Source organism: Pseudomonas sp. lyk4-TYG-107, from assembly GCF_030209055.1.
GTDB classification, from domain to species: Bacteria; Pseudomonadota; Gammaproteobacteria; order Pseudomonadales; family Pseudomonadaceae; genus Aquipseudomonas; species Aquipseudomonas putida_A.
On record NZ_JARVST010000008.1, the window covers coordinates 92338 to 110044 of the forward strand.

20 protein-coding genes and 2 pseudogenes are annotated in these 17707 nt (G+C 59.7%); 11 read left to right on the plus strand and 11 right to left on the minus strand.

Annotation, left to right across the window (positions count from 1 at the left end; all coding sequences use genetic code 11):
- Positions 1-211 precede the first annotated feature (211 nt).
- Positions 212-601, minus strand: coding sequence for a DUF7079 family protein (locus tag QRN61_RS09175; protein WP_285373634.1), 390 nt, complete (start codon positions 599-601; stop codon positions 212-214).
- A gap of 472 nt (positions 602-1073) precedes the next feature.
- Here QRN61_RS09175 and QRN61_RS09180 point away from each other — a divergent pair, with 472 nt between their 5' ends.
- The 5 genes and pseudogenes from QRN61_RS09180 (at position 1074) to QRN61_RS09195 (ending at position 5052) form a co-directional block, all read left to right on the plus strand.
- Entirely contained in the window at positions 1074-1436 is a 363-nt protein-coding gene (locus QRN61_RS09180; RefSeq protein ID WP_097088612.1) for a DUF6124 family protein, read from the plus strand.
- 447 nt (positions 1437-1883) lie between these two features.
- Positions 1884-2960 (plus strand): annotated as a pseudogene (locus QRN61_RS27725) (methyl-accepting chemotaxis protein); the annotation flags it as partial.
- Positions 2961-3038: 78 nt separating this feature from the next.
- Positions 3039-3818 carry a methyl-accepting chemotaxis protein gene (locus QRN61_RS27730; protein ID WP_502942584.1) on the plus strand — a complete coding sequence of 260 codons (780 nt, stop codon included), beginning with the start codon at positions 3039-3041 and terminating at the stop codon, positions 3816-3818.
- A gap of 136 nt (positions 3819-3954) precedes the next feature.
- The gene (gene rimA / locus QRN61_RS09190; protein WP_183781038.1) at positions 3955-4734 is read left to right on the plus strand and encodes a S6 modification regulatory phosphodiesterase RimA; all 780 of its coding nucleotides are present in this window, start codon (positions 3955-3957) and stop codon (positions 4732-4734) included.
- Between the two features lie 102 nt (positions 4735-4836).
- Positions 4837-5052: a hypothetical protein gene (locus tag QRN61_RS09195; protein ID WP_027611503.1), complete on the plus strand. Its 216-nt coding sequence runs from the start codon at positions 4837-4839 to the stop codon at positions 5050-5052.
- Between the two features lie 137 nt (positions 5053-5189).
- On the opposite strand, the gene QRN61_RS09200 is transcribed toward QRN61_RS09195, so the two are convergent.
- From QRN61_RS09200 to QRN61_RS09225, 6 genes are all read right to left on the minus strand, one after another.
- On the minus strand, positions 5190-5975 hold the full coding sequence (locus tag QRN61_RS09200; RefSeq protein WP_096796945.1) for a transporter substrate-binding domain-containing protein: 786 nt from the start codon (positions 5973-5975) through the stop codon (positions 5190-5192).
- A gap of 58 nt (positions 5976-6033) precedes the next feature.
- Complete coding sequence (gene copD / locus QRN61_RS09205) at positions 6034-6903, minus strand: copper homeostasis membrane protein CopD (protein WP_096796944.1); 870 nt, start codon at positions 6901-6903, stop codon at positions 6034-6036.
- A gap of 3 nt (positions 6904-6906) precedes the next feature.
- Positions 6907-7281: a copper homeostasis periplasmic binding protein CopC gene (gene copC, locus QRN61_RS09210; RefSeq protein ID WP_027611506.1), complete on the minus strand. Its 375-nt coding sequence runs from the start codon at positions 7279-7281 to the stop codon at positions 6907-6909.
- 32 nt (positions 7282-7313) lie between these two features.
- Entirely contained in the window at positions 7314-8180 is an 867-nt protein-coding gene (locus QRN61_RS09215) for a copper resistance protein B (RefSeq protein WP_285373636.1), read from the minus strand.
- Between the two features lie 11 nt (positions 8181-8191).
- Positions 8192-9898, minus strand: coding sequence for a copper resistance system multicopper oxidase (locus tag QRN61_RS09220; RefSeq protein WP_285373637.1), 1707 nt, complete (start codon positions 9896-9898; stop codon positions 8192-8194).
- A gap of 102 nt (positions 9899-10000) precedes the next feature.
- Positions 10001-10471 (minus strand): hypothetical protein, encoded by a 471-nt coding sequence (locus tag QRN61_RS09225; RefSeq protein ID WP_150369167.1) that lies wholly within the window; start codon positions 10469-10471, stop codon positions 10001-10003.
- Positions 10472-10636: 165 nt separating this feature from the next.
- On the opposite strand from QRN61_RS09225, the gene QRN61_RS09230 reads away from it, so the two are divergent.
- The 4 genes and pseudogenes from QRN61_RS09230 to QRN61_RS09245 all read left to right on the plus strand — a co-directional run bounded on the left by QRN61_RS09230 (position 10637) and on the right by QRN61_RS09245 (position 14026).
- A complete protein-coding gene (locus QRN61_RS09230) occupies positions 10637-11302 on the plus strand; it encodes a ribonuclease T2 (protein WP_285373638.1) in 666 nt (221 codons plus the stop codon).
- Between the two features lie 135 nt (positions 11303-11437).
- Positions 11438-11548: pseudogene (locus tag QRN61_RS09235) on the plus strand (PAAR domain-containing protein); the annotation flags it as partial.
- Between the two features lie 148 nt (positions 11549-11696).
- Positions 11697-12221, plus strand: coding sequence for a hypothetical protein (locus tag QRN61_RS09240; RefSeq protein WP_097088632.1), 525 nt, complete (start codon positions 11697-11699; stop codon positions 12219-12221).
- 236 nt (positions 12222-12457) lie between these two features.
- A complete protein-coding gene (locus QRN61_RS09245; protein WP_285373639.1) occupies positions 12458-14026 on the plus strand; it encodes a sensor domain-containing diguanylate cyclase in 1569 nt (522 codons plus the stop codon).
- A gap of 92 nt (positions 14027-14118) precedes the next feature.
- Here QRN61_RS09245 and QRN61_RS09250 read toward each other — a convergent pair whose 3' ends face one another.
- Positions 14119-14418, minus strand: a complete 300-nt coding sequence (locus QRN61_RS09250) for a hypothetical protein (protein ID WP_285373640.1) — start codon at positions 14416-14418, stop codon at positions 14119-14121.
- Positions 14419-14508: 90 nt separating this feature from the next.
- The gene (locus QRN61_RS09255) at positions 14509-15093 is read right to left on the minus strand and encodes a GNAT family N-acetyltransferase (protein WP_285373641.1); all 585 of its coding nucleotides are present in this window, start codon (positions 15091-15093) and stop codon (positions 14509-14511) included.
- Positions 15094-15220: 127 nt separating this feature from the next.
- On the opposite strand from QRN61_RS09255, the gene xth reads away from it, so the two are divergent.
- Both xth and QRN61_RS09265 read left to right on the plus strand, forming a co-directional pair.
- Positions 15221-16015 (plus strand): exodeoxyribonuclease III, encoded by a 795-nt coding sequence (gene xth / locus QRN61_RS09260; RefSeq protein WP_096796937.1) that lies wholly within the window; start codon positions 15221-15223, stop codon positions 16013-16015.
- 100 nt (positions 16016-16115) lie between these two features.
- Positions 16116-16943, plus strand: a complete 828-nt coding sequence (locus tag QRN61_RS09265) for an arylamine N-acetyltransferase family protein (protein WP_285373642.1) — start codon at positions 16116-16118, stop codon at positions 16941-16943.
- A 2-nt stretch (positions 16944-16945) separates the two neighbouring features.
- Here the strand turns inward: QRN61_RS09265 and QRN61_RS09270 are convergent, their stop codons facing one another.
- Together QRN61_RS09270 and QRN61_RS09275 are read right to left on the minus strand one after the other, a co-directional pair.
- Positions 16946-17278, minus strand: coding sequence for a BrnA antitoxin family protein (locus QRN61_RS09270; RefSeq protein ID WP_123588467.1), 333 nt, complete (start codon positions 17276-17278; stop codon positions 16946-16948).
- Positions 17279-17281: 3 nt separating this feature from the next.
- A complete protein-coding gene (locus tag QRN61_RS09275) occupies positions 17282-17566 on the minus strand; it encodes a BrnT family toxin (protein ID WP_285373643.1) in 285 nt (94 codons plus the stop codon).
- Positions 17567-17707: the final 141 nt, after the last annotated feature.

Genomic DNA, 17707 nt, shown 5'->3' on the forward strand with positions numbered 1-17707 from the left:
GTTCGCGTAATGCTGTAAAAGAACAGTTCTCCTTACTCGGGGGGCGTATTTGCCATAAATACGGAGGAAAAGTGACTAGCCGAGTGCGCCGGAATTTCGAAAAAAAGGCGATGGATTTATTTCAAAAGACTGAGTGCTTGGCGGTAAATAAATCCGCCCCCTTCGTGGCTGCCGATACAGCTAAACTAGCTACGTATATAGTATGCTGATTTCATATCACTCTATTCGTGCGGCATGGCTTATTTTTATATTGTTTTTTAATCTCTTTCCAGATGTAGCTGTATCTAAACTCAAGCCAATATATTAATAGCTTGTCTCTTTGGCGGCGGAAGTGATTCTTTTCTCGCATTCTTAGCACTTTCTCTATTTCAGTTTTCAAATTTTCTGAGTTGAATGCTGACCATATCATTGGAATCACCGTCTCAAGATTTGTATGACAGACAGGCGCTACCTCATGATAGAGGATTCGTCTGATTTCCTCCGGGTCATAGTTTTCGGTTTGACGCGCAATAGCTTCATAATCAACTTCTGTATCAACAAAAGCGTCAGATAGCGCCCAATAGACGTAAGCGAGTTCCTCATCCGTCATTGAACGTTCCATGTCAAAAAATCCTCCAGTTCTTCATCCAGACCTGTCAACGAATGAACAGTTGCTGACTTTATCAGACTTGCGTGGAACCGTTCCTTGAGACAACGCCCTCAATTTAAACGGCTTAGATACGTCCTGTTTAAAATGTGGTTATCTGCACTACTTTAGCCCTACAACGCCTTGCGCCACTCCCTACACCTAAGACAGAATCCGCCGGCTTGTGCGTCTAGCTCGCGGGTTCTATCGTCCTTACGTCACTGCAAATCAGTGATCGGGTTTGGTAGCCCGCTTCGTTTCTAGACTCATGGCATCACCGTGTGCAGTCCTTTCTCGGGGCTCACATTTCATGGTGGTCATGCGTGGGGCTCATTCGTGGGCGCCGGGTTCTAGTGCGACCGGTCTACCAACCCGCGTATGGCCGCCACCTATCGTTTGGTAGCGAGGGTGATGGCTCCTTTTAGTATTCGCACTAGAGGCTCCATCCATGTTCAAACCAACACCCAACCCACCCGAATCCAACCCCGCATCCCCCTACGAATCCCTCGATTCCCGCAAACTCCACGAAGCCGCCGAGCGCGCCCTCGATCACTACCTCACCCCGGCCAGCCAGATCATGGCCAGTGGTGATCAATCCAGACCGATGTTCCTCGCCAACCCGGCCTACGACACCGAATCCCTGCTCGCCAATGCCAGCGAATCCCTGGGTTCCGCCACGACCATGCTCAACGATTTCGCCGCGTTGCTGGATGTCTCGCACCGCAAGACGCTGCTGGGCATTGCGCAGGTGGTGATGTTGGGGGAGTTGGCGGTGAATCAGGCGTTGGATAACGTCGAGCTCAAGGCGTAGATCGCTGCCCTCCGTGGCGAGCGGCGAGCTTGTGGTCGCGGAGGGCATTCTGTCGATGCGCAAAACAACCGTCCAAAATGGCGGTTTTCAGCCTGTTTCTGCAGCAATAGCGATGTGCCACAAAAAATGATGGCAATGCGTCATCACGCGCTCAAAAAAGTTCAACGATTATACAAAAATATAAAGTTGTACAACTTTTCCCAAAATTTATAGCATCCGTTCCAACACCTTTGCTGAAACGATAAATCCAGCGTCAGTCCTGGATTTGTCCGCTGGTGCGTGGCCCGTCGGTACGGCTTTTCGCGTCAGTTTGTTGCAGCCGGGTCAGTGGAAGCTGCCCGTATTTCGCCCAGGACGACGACCCCGAATATGAGCGGTAACTCCGGTTATCAGAGATCTATTTTTTGTGCCTGACGCTGAATCGCGTCAGGGCGTTAGAGGCTGAACATGGCAGAAGCATCGAATTTCCTGGGCAACATCAAGGTTTCCCGAAAGTTGGGGGCCGGGTTTGGCGTTCTTTTGCTGGCGGTGGGGGCGGTGGCTTTCATTGGCTATAGCAGCAGCAATGTGCTGGTGGATCGCCTGGACACCACGCGTCTGATCGGCACGCTCAACGATGCGTCGCAGGACATGCGGTTGTCGGAGAAGCAGTACGAAGCGGCAGCGGATGCGGCGTTTGCCGAGGCTTATCAGTCGCGGCTGACGGTGTTGCAAGGGCTGATCGCGAAGGCCTTGCAGACCCTGACGCGGGCGGAAAACCAGCAGGCCTTGAAGCGTTTGCAGGACACCACGCTGGCTTACGATCAGCAGGTCAAGCGTTTGGTCGAGGCGGACAAGGCGACCAGTGATGCGCTGAAACCGTTGGGGGCGATGTCGGACAAGTACGCCGAGACCTTCAACAGCATGTTCGAGAGCACCACGGCCAGTGCGCTGGCGTCTGCTGATAGCGCACGTGTGACGGATTTGCGCACCGTGGCGGATCTGCGCAATGGCATGACGATGTTTCGTCTGATGTTGCGGCGTTATATCGCGGTGCCGAGCGAGGCCAACAAACAGGTGCTGCTGGACACCACTGATGCGTTTCTGGCCGACATGAGCAAGGCGCGCAGCGGTTTGCCGGCGGCCTTGTCGAGTCAGCTTGAAGAGGCGCAGGCCGGGATGCGCCGTTATCGCGAGGTGCTGGTACAGGTCGCCGCGCTGTTCGAGCAGAAGCAGAGCCTGCGCCAGCAGGTCGATCAGCAGAGCCAGGCGATGGACAGCATCATGACCGGCCTGATGGACACGCAGCAGCGTCTGGCGCGGGACGATCAACAGCGTGCGTTTATCCAGATTGCCGTGCTGACCGTGCTGGCGCTGGTGGTCGGTCTGTTGGCTGCGGTGCTGATCTCGCGGCAGATCACCGGGCCGCTGGCGCTGACGGTGGAGCTGGCGCGACGGATTGCCAAGGGCGATCTGACGGTGCAAGCCAAATCCAGCCGCAAGGATGAGTTGGGCGATCTGCAAAACGCGATGCAGGACATGGCGCAAAGCCTGAACACATTGGTGCAGGGAATCGGTAACGGCGTGACGCATATTTCGACGTCGGCGGAGAAGCTTTCGGCGATGAGCGAGCAGACCAGCGCCGGTGTGCGTCAGCAGAAAGTCGAGGTGGATCAGGTCGCCACGGCGATGCACGAAATGGCCTCGACGGTGCAGGAGGTAGCGCGCAACACCACCGACGCATCGGCCGCCGCGACCTTGGCCGATCAGCAGGCGCGTCACGGCAGTGCGGTGGTCAAGCAGGCGACCGTGCAGATCAGCGAACTGTCGGTGGCGATCGAAGACTTGGGCGCGGCGATGAACGTGCTGTCCCAGGACAGTGAGCAGATTGGCAAGGTCATCGATGTGATCAAGGCTGTCGCCGAGCAGACCAACTTGCTGGCGCTGAACGCGGCGATTGAAGCGGCGCGGGCGGGGGAGCAGGGCCGTGGTTTCGCGGTGGTTGCCGATGAAGTGCGCTCGCTGGCGCAGCGCACCCAGGATTCGACCAAGGAAATCGAAGCGCTGATTATCACTCTGCAGCAGGGTACGCAAGCGGCATCTACGCTGATGACATCCAGCCGCGAGCGCACGCTGGACACCGTGGTGCTGGCGCAGAAGGCAGAGCAGGCGATTACCGAGATCAACCAGTCGATCGGCACGATCCAGCAAATGAGCCTGCAGATTTCCGCCGCCGCCGAGCAGCAAAGTGCGGTGGCCGATGAGATCAATCGCAGCATCGTCAGTGTGCGCGATGTGGCCGATCAGTCGGCCGTCGCCAGCGAAGAAAGTGCTGCCGCGACCATTGAGCTGGCATCGCTGGGGCAGAACCTGCAACGCATGACGGCGCATTTCCGCACCTGATGGCATTTCGCAATGAACTTGGCCGGAATTGACCGGTCAGCCTGTATAAGCGGGGGCCGCCAAGCGGCGCCACCCGGTCCGTGCAGTGATTTTTTTCTGGGCCATGGATGGTTGCAACCCGCTCTCAGGGGGCGTCATGACCAATACACCAATTTTCCCCCAGCCCAGCGGGGGGTGCCAAGGATGCCGGCAAAAAGGCGAGGCCGATATGGCGTTCTCCTTCGCGTTCCAGCCGATTGTCGATGTGCGTGATCAATCGACCTTCGCCCACGAGGCACTGGTACGGGGCGTGCAGGGCGAAGGTGCACTGTCGGTTCTGCAGCAGGTCGATGACCAGAACCGCTATCGCTTCGATCAACTGTGCCGTGTGCGGGCGATCTCTACGGCAGCGCAGTTGGGGCTCACCGGGTTCCTTTCGATCAACTTCCTGCCGAACGCCGTTTATCGTCCGGACCTGTGCATTCGCAGCACGCTGGAGGCGGCCCGCGCACACGCGTTTCCGCTTGATCGACTGATCTTCGAAGCGGTCGAGGGCGAGCACGTTGAAAGCAATAAGCACTTGATGAACATCCTGCGCGAGTATCGCGAGTTTGGTTTCAAGACGGCCATTGATGACTTCGGTGCGGGGTATTCCGGGCTGAATCTGCTGGCGGACTTTCAGCCGGATCTGATCAAACTGGACATGGCGCTGATCCGCAATATCCACCGAGACCGTGTGCGTCAGGCGATCGTGCGGGGCGTGGTGGGCATGTGTACTGAACTGGGGATCGAGGTGATTGCCGAGGGCATCGAGCACCCGGAGGAACGGGACTTTCTCGCCGATTGCGGGATTTATCTGATGCAGGGTTTCTGGTTCGCCAAACCGGCGTTTGAGGCGATGGCGCAGATTCCGATGGAGGCGTGGCGGGCGGTTTGATGCCAACCTGAACCCGTGCTGTCGATCGGCAAAATTTCATCTTGCCGGGTGCGGCTTAGGCCTAGGATGCTTGCACAAGATCATCCCAAGGGGAGCTGTACCATGCGCACCAATGTCGTCAAAGTGCTGTTGATCGCCGCAGCTGTCTCGGTATTGAGTGCCTGTTCAGGCGCCGGAGGTTTGACCACCACCAGTTGTTTCTCCTCGGATTGCCAATCGCCGGAGGGGCGCAGTCATGCGACGACCCTGAAGTTTGGCGGCAACAGCATTGGCAGCAGCTTGAACCAGTACAGCTCCGGGATGTTGCATGACGATTGATAGATTTCCTGGCTGAGAATCAATGTGGCGAGGGAGCTTGCTCCTGCTGGGGGCGCGAGGCGGCCCCTCAAAAGAAGGCCTGCTGCGCAGCCCAGCGGGAGCAAGCTCCCTCGCCACAAATGTTTGTGCCTGGAAGATTACTGCGGCAGGGCCAGCCACTCACCAATAACCTTCTGATAACTGCCAGTGACTTTGCTCAGATGCAGCCACTGATCGACGTACAGTTTCCAGCTGATGTCATCGCGCGGCAGCAGATAGGCTTTCTCCCCATACTGCATGTACTGGTGCGGATTCACCGCGCACAACCCCGGTTTGAGTTTCTGCTGATACAGCGCTTCCGAGGCGTCGGTGATCATCACGTCGGCCTTGTTGTCGAGCAGTTGCTGGAAGATCGTCACGTTGTCGTGCAGCGCCAGTTGCGCCTTGGGCAGGAAGGCGTGGACGAAGGCTTCGTTGGTGCCGCCGGCGGGTTCGACCAGACGCACGTTGGGCTGGTTGATCTGCTCGATGGTCTGGTACTTGGCCTGCTCGGCACAGCGCACCAGCGGGATCTTGCCGTCGCTGTCGAGGGTGTCGCTGAAGTAGGCTTTTTTCTGCCGGTCCAGCGTCACCGAAATCCCGCCCATGCCGATGTCGCACTTGCCGGCCTGCATGTCCGGCATCAGGGTTTTCCAGGTGGTTTGCACCCACTCGACTTTCACTCCGAGGCTGTCGGCCAGCGAGCGCGCCATGGCGATGTCGATGCCCTCGAAGTCGCCGTCGGTGCGCTTGAAGGTGTAGGGCTTGTAGTCGCCGGTGGTGCAGACGCGCAGTTGGCCTTGTTGCTGGATGCTGTCGAGGTGCGAAGGGCTTTCCTGGGCCTGAACACCGGCGGCCAGGGTCAGCGCGCCGCAAAGGATCATCGTGCTTTTTAGAATGGTCATGGACATCGGGCTTCTGCAGAGGACGGTGAGCCAGTGTAGTGAAAGGCCTTCTCGGGTGTCATCCCGCGTCCGGACTCAACGTGCCGAGCCACGCCACCAACGCCACGATCAGCAGGGCCATGCCCAGTTCCAGCAGCACGCTGCGCCTGAGTGCATGCGCCGCGATGACGTGCTGTCCATCGCGTAGCGATCGCTCCAGCGCAGGCCCAAGGTGAAAGCGGTTCAGCGCCGCCAGAACCAGCATCGCGGCAAACAGCAAAACCTTGATCGCCAGCAACATCCCATAGGTGCCGAGCAGCACCTCATCCAGCCTCGGGCCGACGATGAACAGGTAATTCACCACGCCGCTCACTGACAGCGTCAGCACAATCGCCGCGCCGATCCATTCGAAGCGTTTCACCGCCGCAGCCAGCAGGCGAATCCGTGCTTCATCCACACCACCCCGCGCCAGCAGCACCAGCGCCAGCATACCGCCCAACCATGCCCCCGCCGCCAGCAGATGCAGGATGTCGCTGAGGAAATGCCAGACCCGCAGCGAGCCCTCGTCCATTGCTCCGTGCCCACTCCACGCAAGGGAGGTGAGGGCGACCGCGCCGGCCATCGACGCGAGCCACTTCCCCGGCTGAGCCAGCACCACGATCAGTGCAATCATGCGCAGCGCCCACGCCAACCCGACGTCCGTTTCCAGCAGCATCATCTGCAGGTGCGGCCAGAGTGCGGCGAGTTCGGTTTCGCCACTCATGGCGCTCGTCATCAGCAGCACTCCAGCCACTGACAGCAGGGCCCCGATCAACGCCAATCCACGCAACAGCGGCCTGAACCGCAGCGGCGCGTTCACGCTGTACAGCGCAAACAACGCCACCCCGAACAACAGCAGCAAATCCACATACAACGCCAGGCGCAGAATGATGTTGATCAGTTCAGCCATCGCTCACTGCACTTTGAACGTGACGTTGCCGGTGATCGGGTGCGTGTCGGACGACACCGCGCGCCACTCGACCTTGTAGGTGCCGGCGGGCAACGGCGTGAGCGGGGTGACGAGCATGGATTTCGGGTCGCTGCCGGCGCTGACTCTGGCCTTCATCGGCATCGGCGAATGAGCCATGCCCGGCATCTCGGTCATCACCAATTTGGCGCCGGAGAACTGAGTCAGCAGGCTCTCGGAAAAGTGCAGTTCGATCTTGTCGGGAGCCGCGCCGTCGGCACCTTCGGCCGGGGTTGATGACAGCAGTTTCGGGTGAGCCTGAGCGAGGCTGCTCAGGAGCAATCCGCTGGCGAGTACAAGGGTGATATTCAACGTGCGCATGCAAGACCTCTGGGGTTGTTTTTCAATGGGATTCAGAACCACAGCCGCACACCAAGCACGAGCCGTGCTTCGCTGCGATTTTCGCCTTCTTCGCGGACGTAATCGGCGGTGTTGCCGTAGGTGCGGTGCCACGTCACGCCGAGGTACGGCGCAAATTCGCGGCGGATTTCGTAGCGCAGGCGCAGGCCGGCTTCAGTGTTCGACAGGCCGGAGCCGAGGCCCCGTTGCGGGTCGTTTTTGCCGTAGACGTTGAGCTCGGCGGTGGGCTGCAGGATCAGCCGATTGGTCAGCAGAATGTCGTAATCGCCCTCCAACCGCAGTGCGCTTTGTCCGCCTTCGCCGAGAAACGCCGTAGCCTCGGCTTCGAAGTTGTACAGCGCCATGCCCTGCACACCGAACGCGGCCCAGGTTTGTGGGGCGCCGGGTTTGAAGTCCTGACGCACGCCGCTGACCACGTCCCACCACGGCGAAATCGCATGGCCCCACAAAGCCTGGAGCTCGGCGTCCTCGGCCTTGCCGTTGCTGCGTTCGCCTTCGGAGCGCAGCCACAGGCGATCGATGTCGCCGCCGATCCAGCCGGACAAATCCCAGGCCAAAGCGCTGCCGTCATCGGCGTTTTGCCATTCGAGTTTGTCGGCGAGGAAGTAGCTGTTGATCGCGCTGTCGTGCACCTGATGGCCGCCGGGGCTGACAAACACGGCGGCGCGGTCGGCGTCGGTCAGCACCGGGATCGGCGTGCGACTTTCTGTCGGCGCGGCGGGCTGCATCATGCCGTCGTCCATGCTCTGCATCGAGTGATCCATGCCGGGCATCTGGCTGTGATCCATGCCTTGCATGTCGTCGGCGGCCATGACGGAGCTGCCGATGATTAACAAGGAGAACGCTGCGAATCGAGTCATGTTCGGCCCCTTCATTCTTCCACCCGCACTTCGCGGAACATGCCGGTTTCCATGTGATAAAGCAGATGGCAGTGATAGGCCCAGCGGCCCAATGCATCGGCCGTCACGCGATAGCCGCGACGGGTACCGGGGGGCATGTCGATGGTGTGTTTGCGCACCTGAAAGTTGCCGTTCTCGTCTTCCAGATCGCTCCACATGCCGTGCAGGTGGATGGGGTGGGTCATCATCGTGTCGTTGACCAGCACCAGACGGATGCGCTCGCCGTACTTGAGGCGCAGCGGCTCGGCGTCGGAAAACTTGATGCCGTTGAACGACCAGGCGAATTTCTCCATGTGCCCGGTCAGGTGCAGCTCGATCGTGCGCCCGGGATCGCGGCCGTCCGGGTCTTCGAAGGTGCTGCGCAGATCGGCGTAGGTCAGCACGCGGCGGCCGTTGTTGCGCAGGCCGAGGCCGGGGTCGTCGAGTTTCGGCGCGGTGCTCATGGCTTGCATGTCCACCAGCGGATTGTCCTGTTCGCTGGCGGGGTGCGATTGCATCGGGCCCATCGCCGAGTGATCCATGCCCGCCATGGCGCTCATGTCCATCGAGCCGTGATCCATCCCGGCCATGCCCATGTCATCCATGGTCACCAACGGGCGCGAGTCCAGCGCAGGCACCGGTGCTACCAGACCGGCGCGGGTGGCGAGGGTGGCGCGGGCGTAACCGCTGCGATCCATGGCCTGGGCAAACAGGGTGCAGGCCTCGCTGTCAGGCTCGACGATCACGTCGTAGGTTTCCGCCACGGCGATGCGCAGCTCGTCGACGCTGACCGGTTTGACGTGCAAACCGTCTGCCGCGACCACGGTCATTTTCAGCCCCGGAATGCGCACGTCGAAGTAAGTCATGGCCGAGCCGTTGATCAGCCGCAGGCGCAGTTTTTCACCGGGGCGAAACAGTCCGGTCCAGTTGCTGTCGGGCGTGTGGCCGTTGATCAGGAAGGTGTAGGTGGCGCCACTGACGTCGGCGATGTCGGTGGGGTTCATCTTCATTTCGGCCCACATCGTGCGGTCGGCGACGGTGGCCCCCCAGCCTTTGTCGCTGACGTCGTCGATGAAATCGCCAACGGTGCGCTTGTGGTGGTTGTAGTAGTCGGACTGCTTTTTCAGGGTCTTCATCAGGCTGGCCGGGTCTTCGTCGGTCCAGTCGCTGAGCATCACCACGTAGTCGCGGTCGTACTGGAACGGCTCCGGCTCTTTCGCGTCGATCACCAGCGGCCCGTAAACCCCGGCCTGCTCCTGCAAGCCGGAATGGCTGTGATACCAGTAAGTGCCGTGCTGCCGTACCTTGAACTGGTAGACGTATACGCCGCCGGGTTCGATGCCGTGAAAACTCAGACCCGGCACGCCGTCCATGTTGGCTGGCAGCAGGATGCCGTGCCAATGAATCGAAGTGCTGTCCTTGAGCCGGTTGCGCACCCGCAACGTCACCGTATCACCCTCGCGCCAGCGCAAGAGCGGGCCGGGCAGACTGCCGTTGATGGTCATTGCCGTGCGCGGGCGGCCGGTGAAGTTGACTGGGGTTTCGCCGATGAACAGCTCGAATTCGCTGCCGCTCAGTTCGTTGATCTGCCCAGGCGGGGGCAACGCCCAGACCGGCGCGCGCCACAGACCGAGGCCGCCGAGCAGGCCGCTGGCGGCCAGGCCTTTGACGAAGGTGCGTCTTGAGGTGTTGGAAGGCATGCGCTGGAAGTCCCCGTTTGATTCATGACGGGGAGGCTACCCAGCGCTGGCTTTCAGTTGGCTGAGAGGGGGATTACAGTTTTGACAGTTTGGCCGCTCGCGTTACAGACCGAGCCCTTCCTGCACCACCTGCAACAGGTTGTTCTCGGTCAGCGCAATGGCATCCAGTTCCTGCCCGGTTTCCACCGTTTGCAACCACCAATGGCTCTCATGATGTTCATCGACGGTGCGCAGCAGATAGGTGTTGCGCTCGGGCAGGGTGATCTGCACGCGGCCGGCGCCGTCTTCGGTAAACCGGGCGATGGGATCAAAGGTCAGGGTTTGCTGGTTGGCTTCGATCACCAGTTGGTCGATCGCGTAATCGTGACTTTCGCCATCGGGTGAGCTTTCGCAAACGTGGGTCGGGTTGCGACGGATTTTCAGGCCCACTTCAGTGACTGGCTGCAGCCAGGCCTCGATGCGGTGGTACAGATCGTAGACCTGCGCCGGCCAGCAATCGATCTCCAGCGCGGCATCCGCTTGGGTGTGCCGGGTTTGCTTGAGTTTGGCGGCGAGTTCGTCTGCTTTACTCATTTCGGATCCCTTGGTTTGATGTCTGCCTGTTAATCGTAGACCTTTCAACGGCGTACGGCGTTGCCTTGCGTCATGCGCTTGCAACACAAGCATGGCGAAATCAGCGCTGGCCAAGTCTGGTCAGCATCAAAAACCACGGACGCAGGCGTCCCAAGGAGCGGGTACATGAAAAAGCTGTTTACAATTCTGGCGCTGATCGCGCTGACGGCCGGTAGCATCGGCCTGAGTTCGGCGCGTCAGTCGAACGCCAGCAAGGTGCAAACGGAAGCGGTAGCGGGGCAGTTCGATTACTACCTGCTGACGCTGTCCTGGTCGCCGACCTTTTGCCTGACACACAAGGACGACGCGCAGTGTTCCGGCAAGGGCTACGGTTTCGTGCTGCATGGTCTGTGGCCGCAATACGCCAATGGCGGCTGGCCGGAGTCCTGCCCTCCATTGACCACGCTGTCGGCGGCGGAAACCACCAAGGGCCTGACACTGTTCCCGACAAAAAAACTGCTTGATCACGAATGGTCCAAGCACGGCACTTGCAGCGGTCTGGGCGCGATGGGCTATCTGGATGAAGCGGACAAAGCGGTTGGCGCGGTGAAAATCCCGCAGGAGCTGCAACCGTTCAGCAGCTCCTACTATTTCGAAGCCCAGGAAATCGCCGACCTGTTCCGCAAGGCCAACCCGGGGATCCCGGCCAATGGCATCGCGGTGATCTGCAGCGGCCCGGAGCTTTCGGAAGTGCGGGTGTGCATGGGCAAGGATCTGCAGTTCGGCGCGTGCGGCAAGGGCGTGAAGACGCAGTGCCGGGCGGGGGATATTCGGGTGCCGCCATCGCGTTGATGTGAGTGGTTGCACGAATGAAAAAGGCGCCTTGATCGGGCGCCTTTTTTTGCCTGGAGGTTTGAAGCAACCGGAAAATTCACGCATGCTTGCGCCCCCAAAAAGGATGACCCGCAACACTGCAAGGAGCTGTTCATGAGCGGAAAACCCGCCGCCCGCGTCACCGATCCAACCGCCTGCCCACTCCCGGGACATGGCACCAATCCGATTGCCAGTGGCTCGCCGAACGTGAATTTCGACGGATTGGTGAAAAGTGGCTTATCTCCTTTGGTCCTTCATTAAACGTCAATGTAGACACAAATCATGCAAATGCATTGGGGTTGTTTACTGCCCGTATCGCGGGGAGCAAATCGGCAGCCGATATGCTTTTTGACTCAATCATGAAGGATTTTCCATGATGTACAGGGTGCTCATTTGTTGCTTGCTCGCTATTTGCTCAGGTTGTGCGAAAGACCACACAAAGCCTCCCGCAAACCTGAACTTCGAATCTGTGGAAAGAGAAAAGTCGCTGCTATACATCATCCGGTATCAGTCGGACGTTGATGTGTTGGATCTTTTTGATCGCGGGGAGCGAGTTGGGATGATTTCGGGCATGCTTCATTGCGCATTGGCGGATGATCATGATTTCTCAGTAGGCAAAGCCATACAGTTCTCCGCATCCGGTTTGATACGATCGGAAAAAAATGAAAACAACAAGGGAAAGTTTTCCTACCTTACTCGCGCATTCCTCAGTGAAACTTCCAGCAACCGAAGTTCTGAGAGAAATCTTTCAGTAACAGAACTGAATCAACTCCTCGCGAACAAACAACAAATCCCCTGCAAAGTCGTCGTCACCGCGTACGGCTACAAACCCTACTACTCAAACACCATGAACCTGCCGGTCGCGGATTTGCTGCGGGAAATCAACAAACCCCGATAGCCGTCATCGGTGCACTGCGCGATTGCCCTACGCAGATACGCGAGGGCGATCACCCGCAAAACCACCACTGAAAATAAATCGACGTGCGGAGATCATCCAAATCCCTTGCGCGCCGATACAGCGGGGCAGGCGTGTGTTGGCGGGGCGGGTTTGCTGTGCGCACCCCGCTGGGCTACGCTCATGAAAAGTAAGGGTTTCGGGCTGCGGCCCCTGTCGTACCTGCCCAGGACACGTTTTTGCCAATCCCCATTCACGACCCCCATCAAACTCCCGGCACGCTTAAACGCCTGCCACTGCGCAAGGCGGCAGCGCTGTTCATCGTTGCGGTGTGCCTGTGCTTGTCCGGCTTGCTCTATCTGCAACTCGAGCAGACACGGCGTCAGGACCTGGCGAACGCGCAGATCGCGTCGACCAACCTGACCCGAGCCATGGCGCAGCAGGCCGAGGACACGTTTCTGGCCGCTGACCTGGTGCTCACCAGTCTCGCTGATTGGGTCGAGGACGATGGTTATGGCGCCGCGCAGCGACCACGTCTGCAAAAAACCTTCGCGCGTCGGGTGCAACAGCTGGAGCAGTTGCACGGCATGTTCCTCTTCGATCGCGAGGGCCAGTGGGTGATCACCTCGTTCCCGGACCTGCCCCGTGGCAAGGGTGTGGCCGACCGCGAGTACTTCAGGTTTCACCAGCAAAACGCTTCTACCGTGGCGCACATCGGCCCGGCGATTCGCAGCCGCGAGAATGGCCAGTGGATCATCCCGATCTCGAAACGCATCAACGACCGCGCCGGCAACTTCCAGGGCGTGCTGATGGCCGGGATCAAGATGGCGTACTTCGACCGGTTCTTCAAAAGCTTCAGCCTCGATGACAACGGCATCATGTTTCTCGGACTCAAGGACGGCACGTTGCTGGCGCGGCGACCGTTCGACGAAGGCCTGATCGGCTCGTCGCTGGCGCAAGGCAGGATCTACCAGAAGCTGCTGCCCGAGGCCCCGGCCGGCACTGCGATGATCAAGTCGGTGGTCGACGGCGTGGTGCGCTTGTACGGCTACCGCCAGTTGGCGGCTTATCCGCTGGTGGTAGCGTCCGCCTCTTCGCGCGACACGATTCTCAAGGGTTGGTATGAGCGGGCCTTTCAGTCCAGTGTGATTGTGGCGCTAGTGATTCTTGGCGTCGGCCTGTTCGGCTGGGTGTTCATTCATCAGGTGCGTGACGGCGAGCGAATCGAGAAAAACCTGCGCAAGGCACAGCGCACACTGGAGCAGATCGCGACCCACGACAGCCTGACGGGGCTGGCGAATCGGCGCCTGTTCGAGCAATCGCTGGAGATCGAATTTGCTCGCGGTGCACGGCAGTCGAGTCCAGTCGGCTTGATCATGCTCGATATTGATTTCTTCAAGCGCTACAACGATGCCTACGGGCACGTGGCAGGGGATCACTGCCTGGCTCAGGTGGCCCAGGTGTTGAAGAATTGCTCTCAACGCAAGTCTGACCTGGCGGTGCGTTACGGTGGCGAAGAGTTCGCGGTGTTGCTGCCGGATACCGACATCAACGGCGTGCTGGCGATTGCCGGGCAGATTCGCCGCAGTGTGATGGATAAACGCATTACTCACAGCGGTTCGCCCACCGGATACCTGACGGTGAGTCTGGGCTGCTACTCATTTATTCCGAGCGGCAATGACAGCCTTGAAGTGTTTATCCAGCGTGCTGACGCGGCGCTGTATCAGGCAAAAAATGCCGGACGCAATCGCGCGGCGGTGTTGTCGCTGGAGGAGGGTGTTGCCGAGTTGATGCGGTCGGATCGCTAAAGCATCCGCGCTTGATCTGTGGCGAGGAATCGGATTCCAGCGCCACAGATTCATGCCTTCATGCCGGATCACCAGCGGTCACGCTTATTCGTTCAGCTGCCTGTGCCACCACCGGCACCGCCGGTTCCGCCGCCGGCCGAACCGGTGCCGCCCCCCGCTCCCGATCCAGAACCCATGGTGCCACTGTTGGTGCCGGTACCCTTGCTGGCGCCATCGGTACTGTCACCGTTTTTCGGAGCGCCGGGGGTGCTGTTGGGTGGCATGTTGGTGCCGCTTGTAGCACCGGATTTGGTGCCGGAGGCATCCGCCCCGTCATTGGCGGCAAAGGCGCCGACCGAGGCGGTGGTCAGCAGCCCGGCGAGCAACAGGGAAGTCAGTTTGCGCGTTGTCATGGTACGTCTCCCAAAAAGGTTCGGTTACCTGACTTTGGTCTGACGGCCGCAGCTGTTGGTGCCGATTGGCTGACGAGCGGTTGTCGAGCCTCAGCCTCGATCCTCAGCCAGTTTCTGATCCAGCACCTGCCGCACCTGCGGCCACTCGTCATCGATGATGCTGAAACGCACCGAGTTACGCTTGCGGCCGTCGGGCATGATCCGCTCGTGGCGCACGATGCCTTCCTGTTGCGCACCGAGGCGCAGAATCGCGTTGCGCGACTTCTGGTTGTTCTCGTCGGTGGTGAACTGCACTCGCACGCAGTCGAGCACCTCGAAAGCGTGACGCAACATCAGGTATTTAGCTTCAGTGTTGACGAAGGATTTCTGCCAGCGTGCCGAGATCCAGCTGCTGCCGATTTCCAGCTTGCGATTGAGCGGGTCGATCTTCCAGAACCGGGTCGAGCCGATCACTTCGCCGCTATCCTTCAACACGATCACAAACGGCATGACCGTGCCGGCATCACGACCGTCGAGGGCTTTTTTCAGATAGCTGTCGATGGTGCTCGCCGACGGCACCACAGTGACGGTGAGGTTCCACAGTTCGCCGTCGGCGGCAGCGCGGAGCAGGGCGTCGGCGTCGCTGTACTGAAGCGGACGCAGGAGGATGCGCGGGCCTTGCAGGGTGGTGAGCATGGAATCGAGTCTCGGCAGTTCGGGGCAGTGGCGAGCGCCTATTACGCCGCAGCCGGTTGATCCGATGCAACCACCGCCGTTAGCACAGGGTCACAATTTTCACACCTTGTTCGCCGGAGCCTGGACGATGAAAAACCTGCGGATCGCCACATTCAACGTCAACGGCCTGCGCGCACGCTTGCCGAACCTGCTGGCGTGGCTCAAGCGCGAGCAACCGGACATCGCTTGTCTGCAGGAACTCAAGTCGGTCGACAGTGCATTCCCCGCCGCCGAACTGGAGGCAGCGGGGTACGGCGCGATCTGGCACGGGCAGGCGTCATGGAACGGCGTGGCGATTCTCGCCCGCGATGCGCAACCACTGGAGAGCCGTCGCGGTCTGCCGGGCGATCCCGAGGACAAGCACAGCCGTTATCTGGAGGCGGCGGTGCACGGTGTGTTGGTCGGCTGTCTGTACCTGCCCAATGGCAATCCGCAGCCGGGGCCGAAGTTCGACTACAAACTGGCCTGGTTCGAACGCTTGATCCGCTACGCCAAGGATTTGCAAAGCAGTGATCATCCGGTGGTGCTGGCCGGCGATTACAACGTGGTGCCCACCGATATGGACATCTATAACACCCGGTCCTGGCTCAAGGATGCGCTGCTGCAACCCGAAAGCCGCGAGTGTTATCAGCGGCTGCTTGATCAAGGCTGGACCGATTCGCTGCGCCATCTGTATCCCGACGATCGCCTCTACACCTTCTGGGATTACTTTCGCCAGCATTGGCAAACCAACTCCGGTCTGCGCATTGATCATCTGCTGCTCAATCCGGCACTCAGTCCGTACTTGCACGAGGCCGGGGTCGACGCCTGGGTGCGTAACGAACCGCACGCCAGCGATCATGCGCCGACCTGGATTCGCATCGGTTCGCGCAAGCGTCGGTAGTGGTGATTGGCGAAATCAATTGTCGGAGTCCGGGGGCGATCCCGTATACATGTCGGCCATCGGCGCAGCAATGCGCGGCCACATGCAAAAGGACTGAGCAATGAGCGAGCCACGTCTGGCGAATCCGACGTTGTACCTTCAACACCTGGGGTTCGACGCTCCACCGGCACCGACCCTGGAAACCCTGCGGCAGTTGCAGTTGCGCCACACCGGCGTCTTTCCCTTCGAGAACCTGTCGACGATCACTGGCGCGCCGGTGCTGATCGATCTGGCGTCGGTCGAACAAAAGGTTCTCCACGGTGGCCGGGGTGGTTACTGCTACGAACTGAACAATCTGTTTCTGGCGTTGTTGCAGGAATTGGGCTTCGAGGCCCGTGGCATCTCCGGGCGCGTGGTGCTGGCGCAACCCGAAGGCACCTGGACGGCCCGCACGCATCGCTTGAGCCTGGTGATCATCGACGGCGAGCGTTACATCACCGATGTCGGCTTCGGTGGCATGGTGCCGACCGCGCCGTTGCTGCTCGATACCGAGGCTGAACAGCCGACGCCGCACGAGTCCTATCGCATCGAGAAACAGGCCGATGGTTACATGCTGCGCGCCAGTGTCGCAGGGGAGTGGCGCGCGATGTACCTGTTTGATCTGCAACGCCAGGAAGACATCGATTACACCCTCGGCAACTGGTACGTCTCGACCCATCCCGAATCACCGTTTGCTCAGCGGTTGATGGTTGCGCGCACCGGCGATGGCTGGCGCCGGACCCTGAACAACGGCAGTTTCGCGATTCATCATATGGGCGCCGCCAGCGAGCGACGCGAGGTGGCGGATGTTGATGAACTGCTTGAAGTGCTGGAGCAGGAGTTCGGCTTGCGCCTGCCTGACCAGCCGCATGTGCGCCAGTCGCTGGCGCGGATGCTCGTACCGGCCTGATCTCAGGGCTTGGCCTCCGGTTCCAGCACCCGGCGGATTTCCCCGACCGCCGCCGACAGCTTTTTTTCCAGACTCTTGAGGTCGGCGGTGGTGATGCCTTTCTTGAATTGCCCGGAGTGGGGCGGCTCGACGTCCTGCGTTTTGCTGCCAGCCTCCAGCAGGGCATGGCGCAGGGTGTTGTTGATCACGGTCTGATAACCGAACCCTTCGTTTTCCGCCACGCTGCGGGCGGCTTCGATGACGGCATCATCGAGCATGATGGTGATGCGGGTCTTGCCCTTGGCGGGCGCCAAGGCACCGCGCTTGCCCTGCGAGAAATCGTATTCGTCTTTCATCGTTCAAGTCTCCAGAAAATATGCGCGACGTTCGCTCGGTGTGGCGACACGTGCAGAAATGATTCGTACGACGTTGGCTTCGCGATAACTGTACGCAACCACCAGCAAACGTCCTTTGCCATCGAGACCGAGGGTGATCCAGCGCTGTTCGTCATGGTCGTTGTCCTCGATCGTCAGCGCGCGTTCGTCATGAAAGACCGGCTCGGTCTCGGCAAGGCTGACGCCCCTGTGCTTGAGTTTGTTGGCTGCGTTCTTGCTTTTGTCGTACTGAATTTCGAATGACTTCATTATGCATACTTTATATGTATAAAAAAGAGCGACAGTGCACCGCTGGTCGCCATGAACAATTCAGCCTAGTGCGATAAGAACCGGGGGCAGGAGGGGATGTGTTGCCGGATTTGTGGGAGATGGAGGTGGCGAGATAGAAGC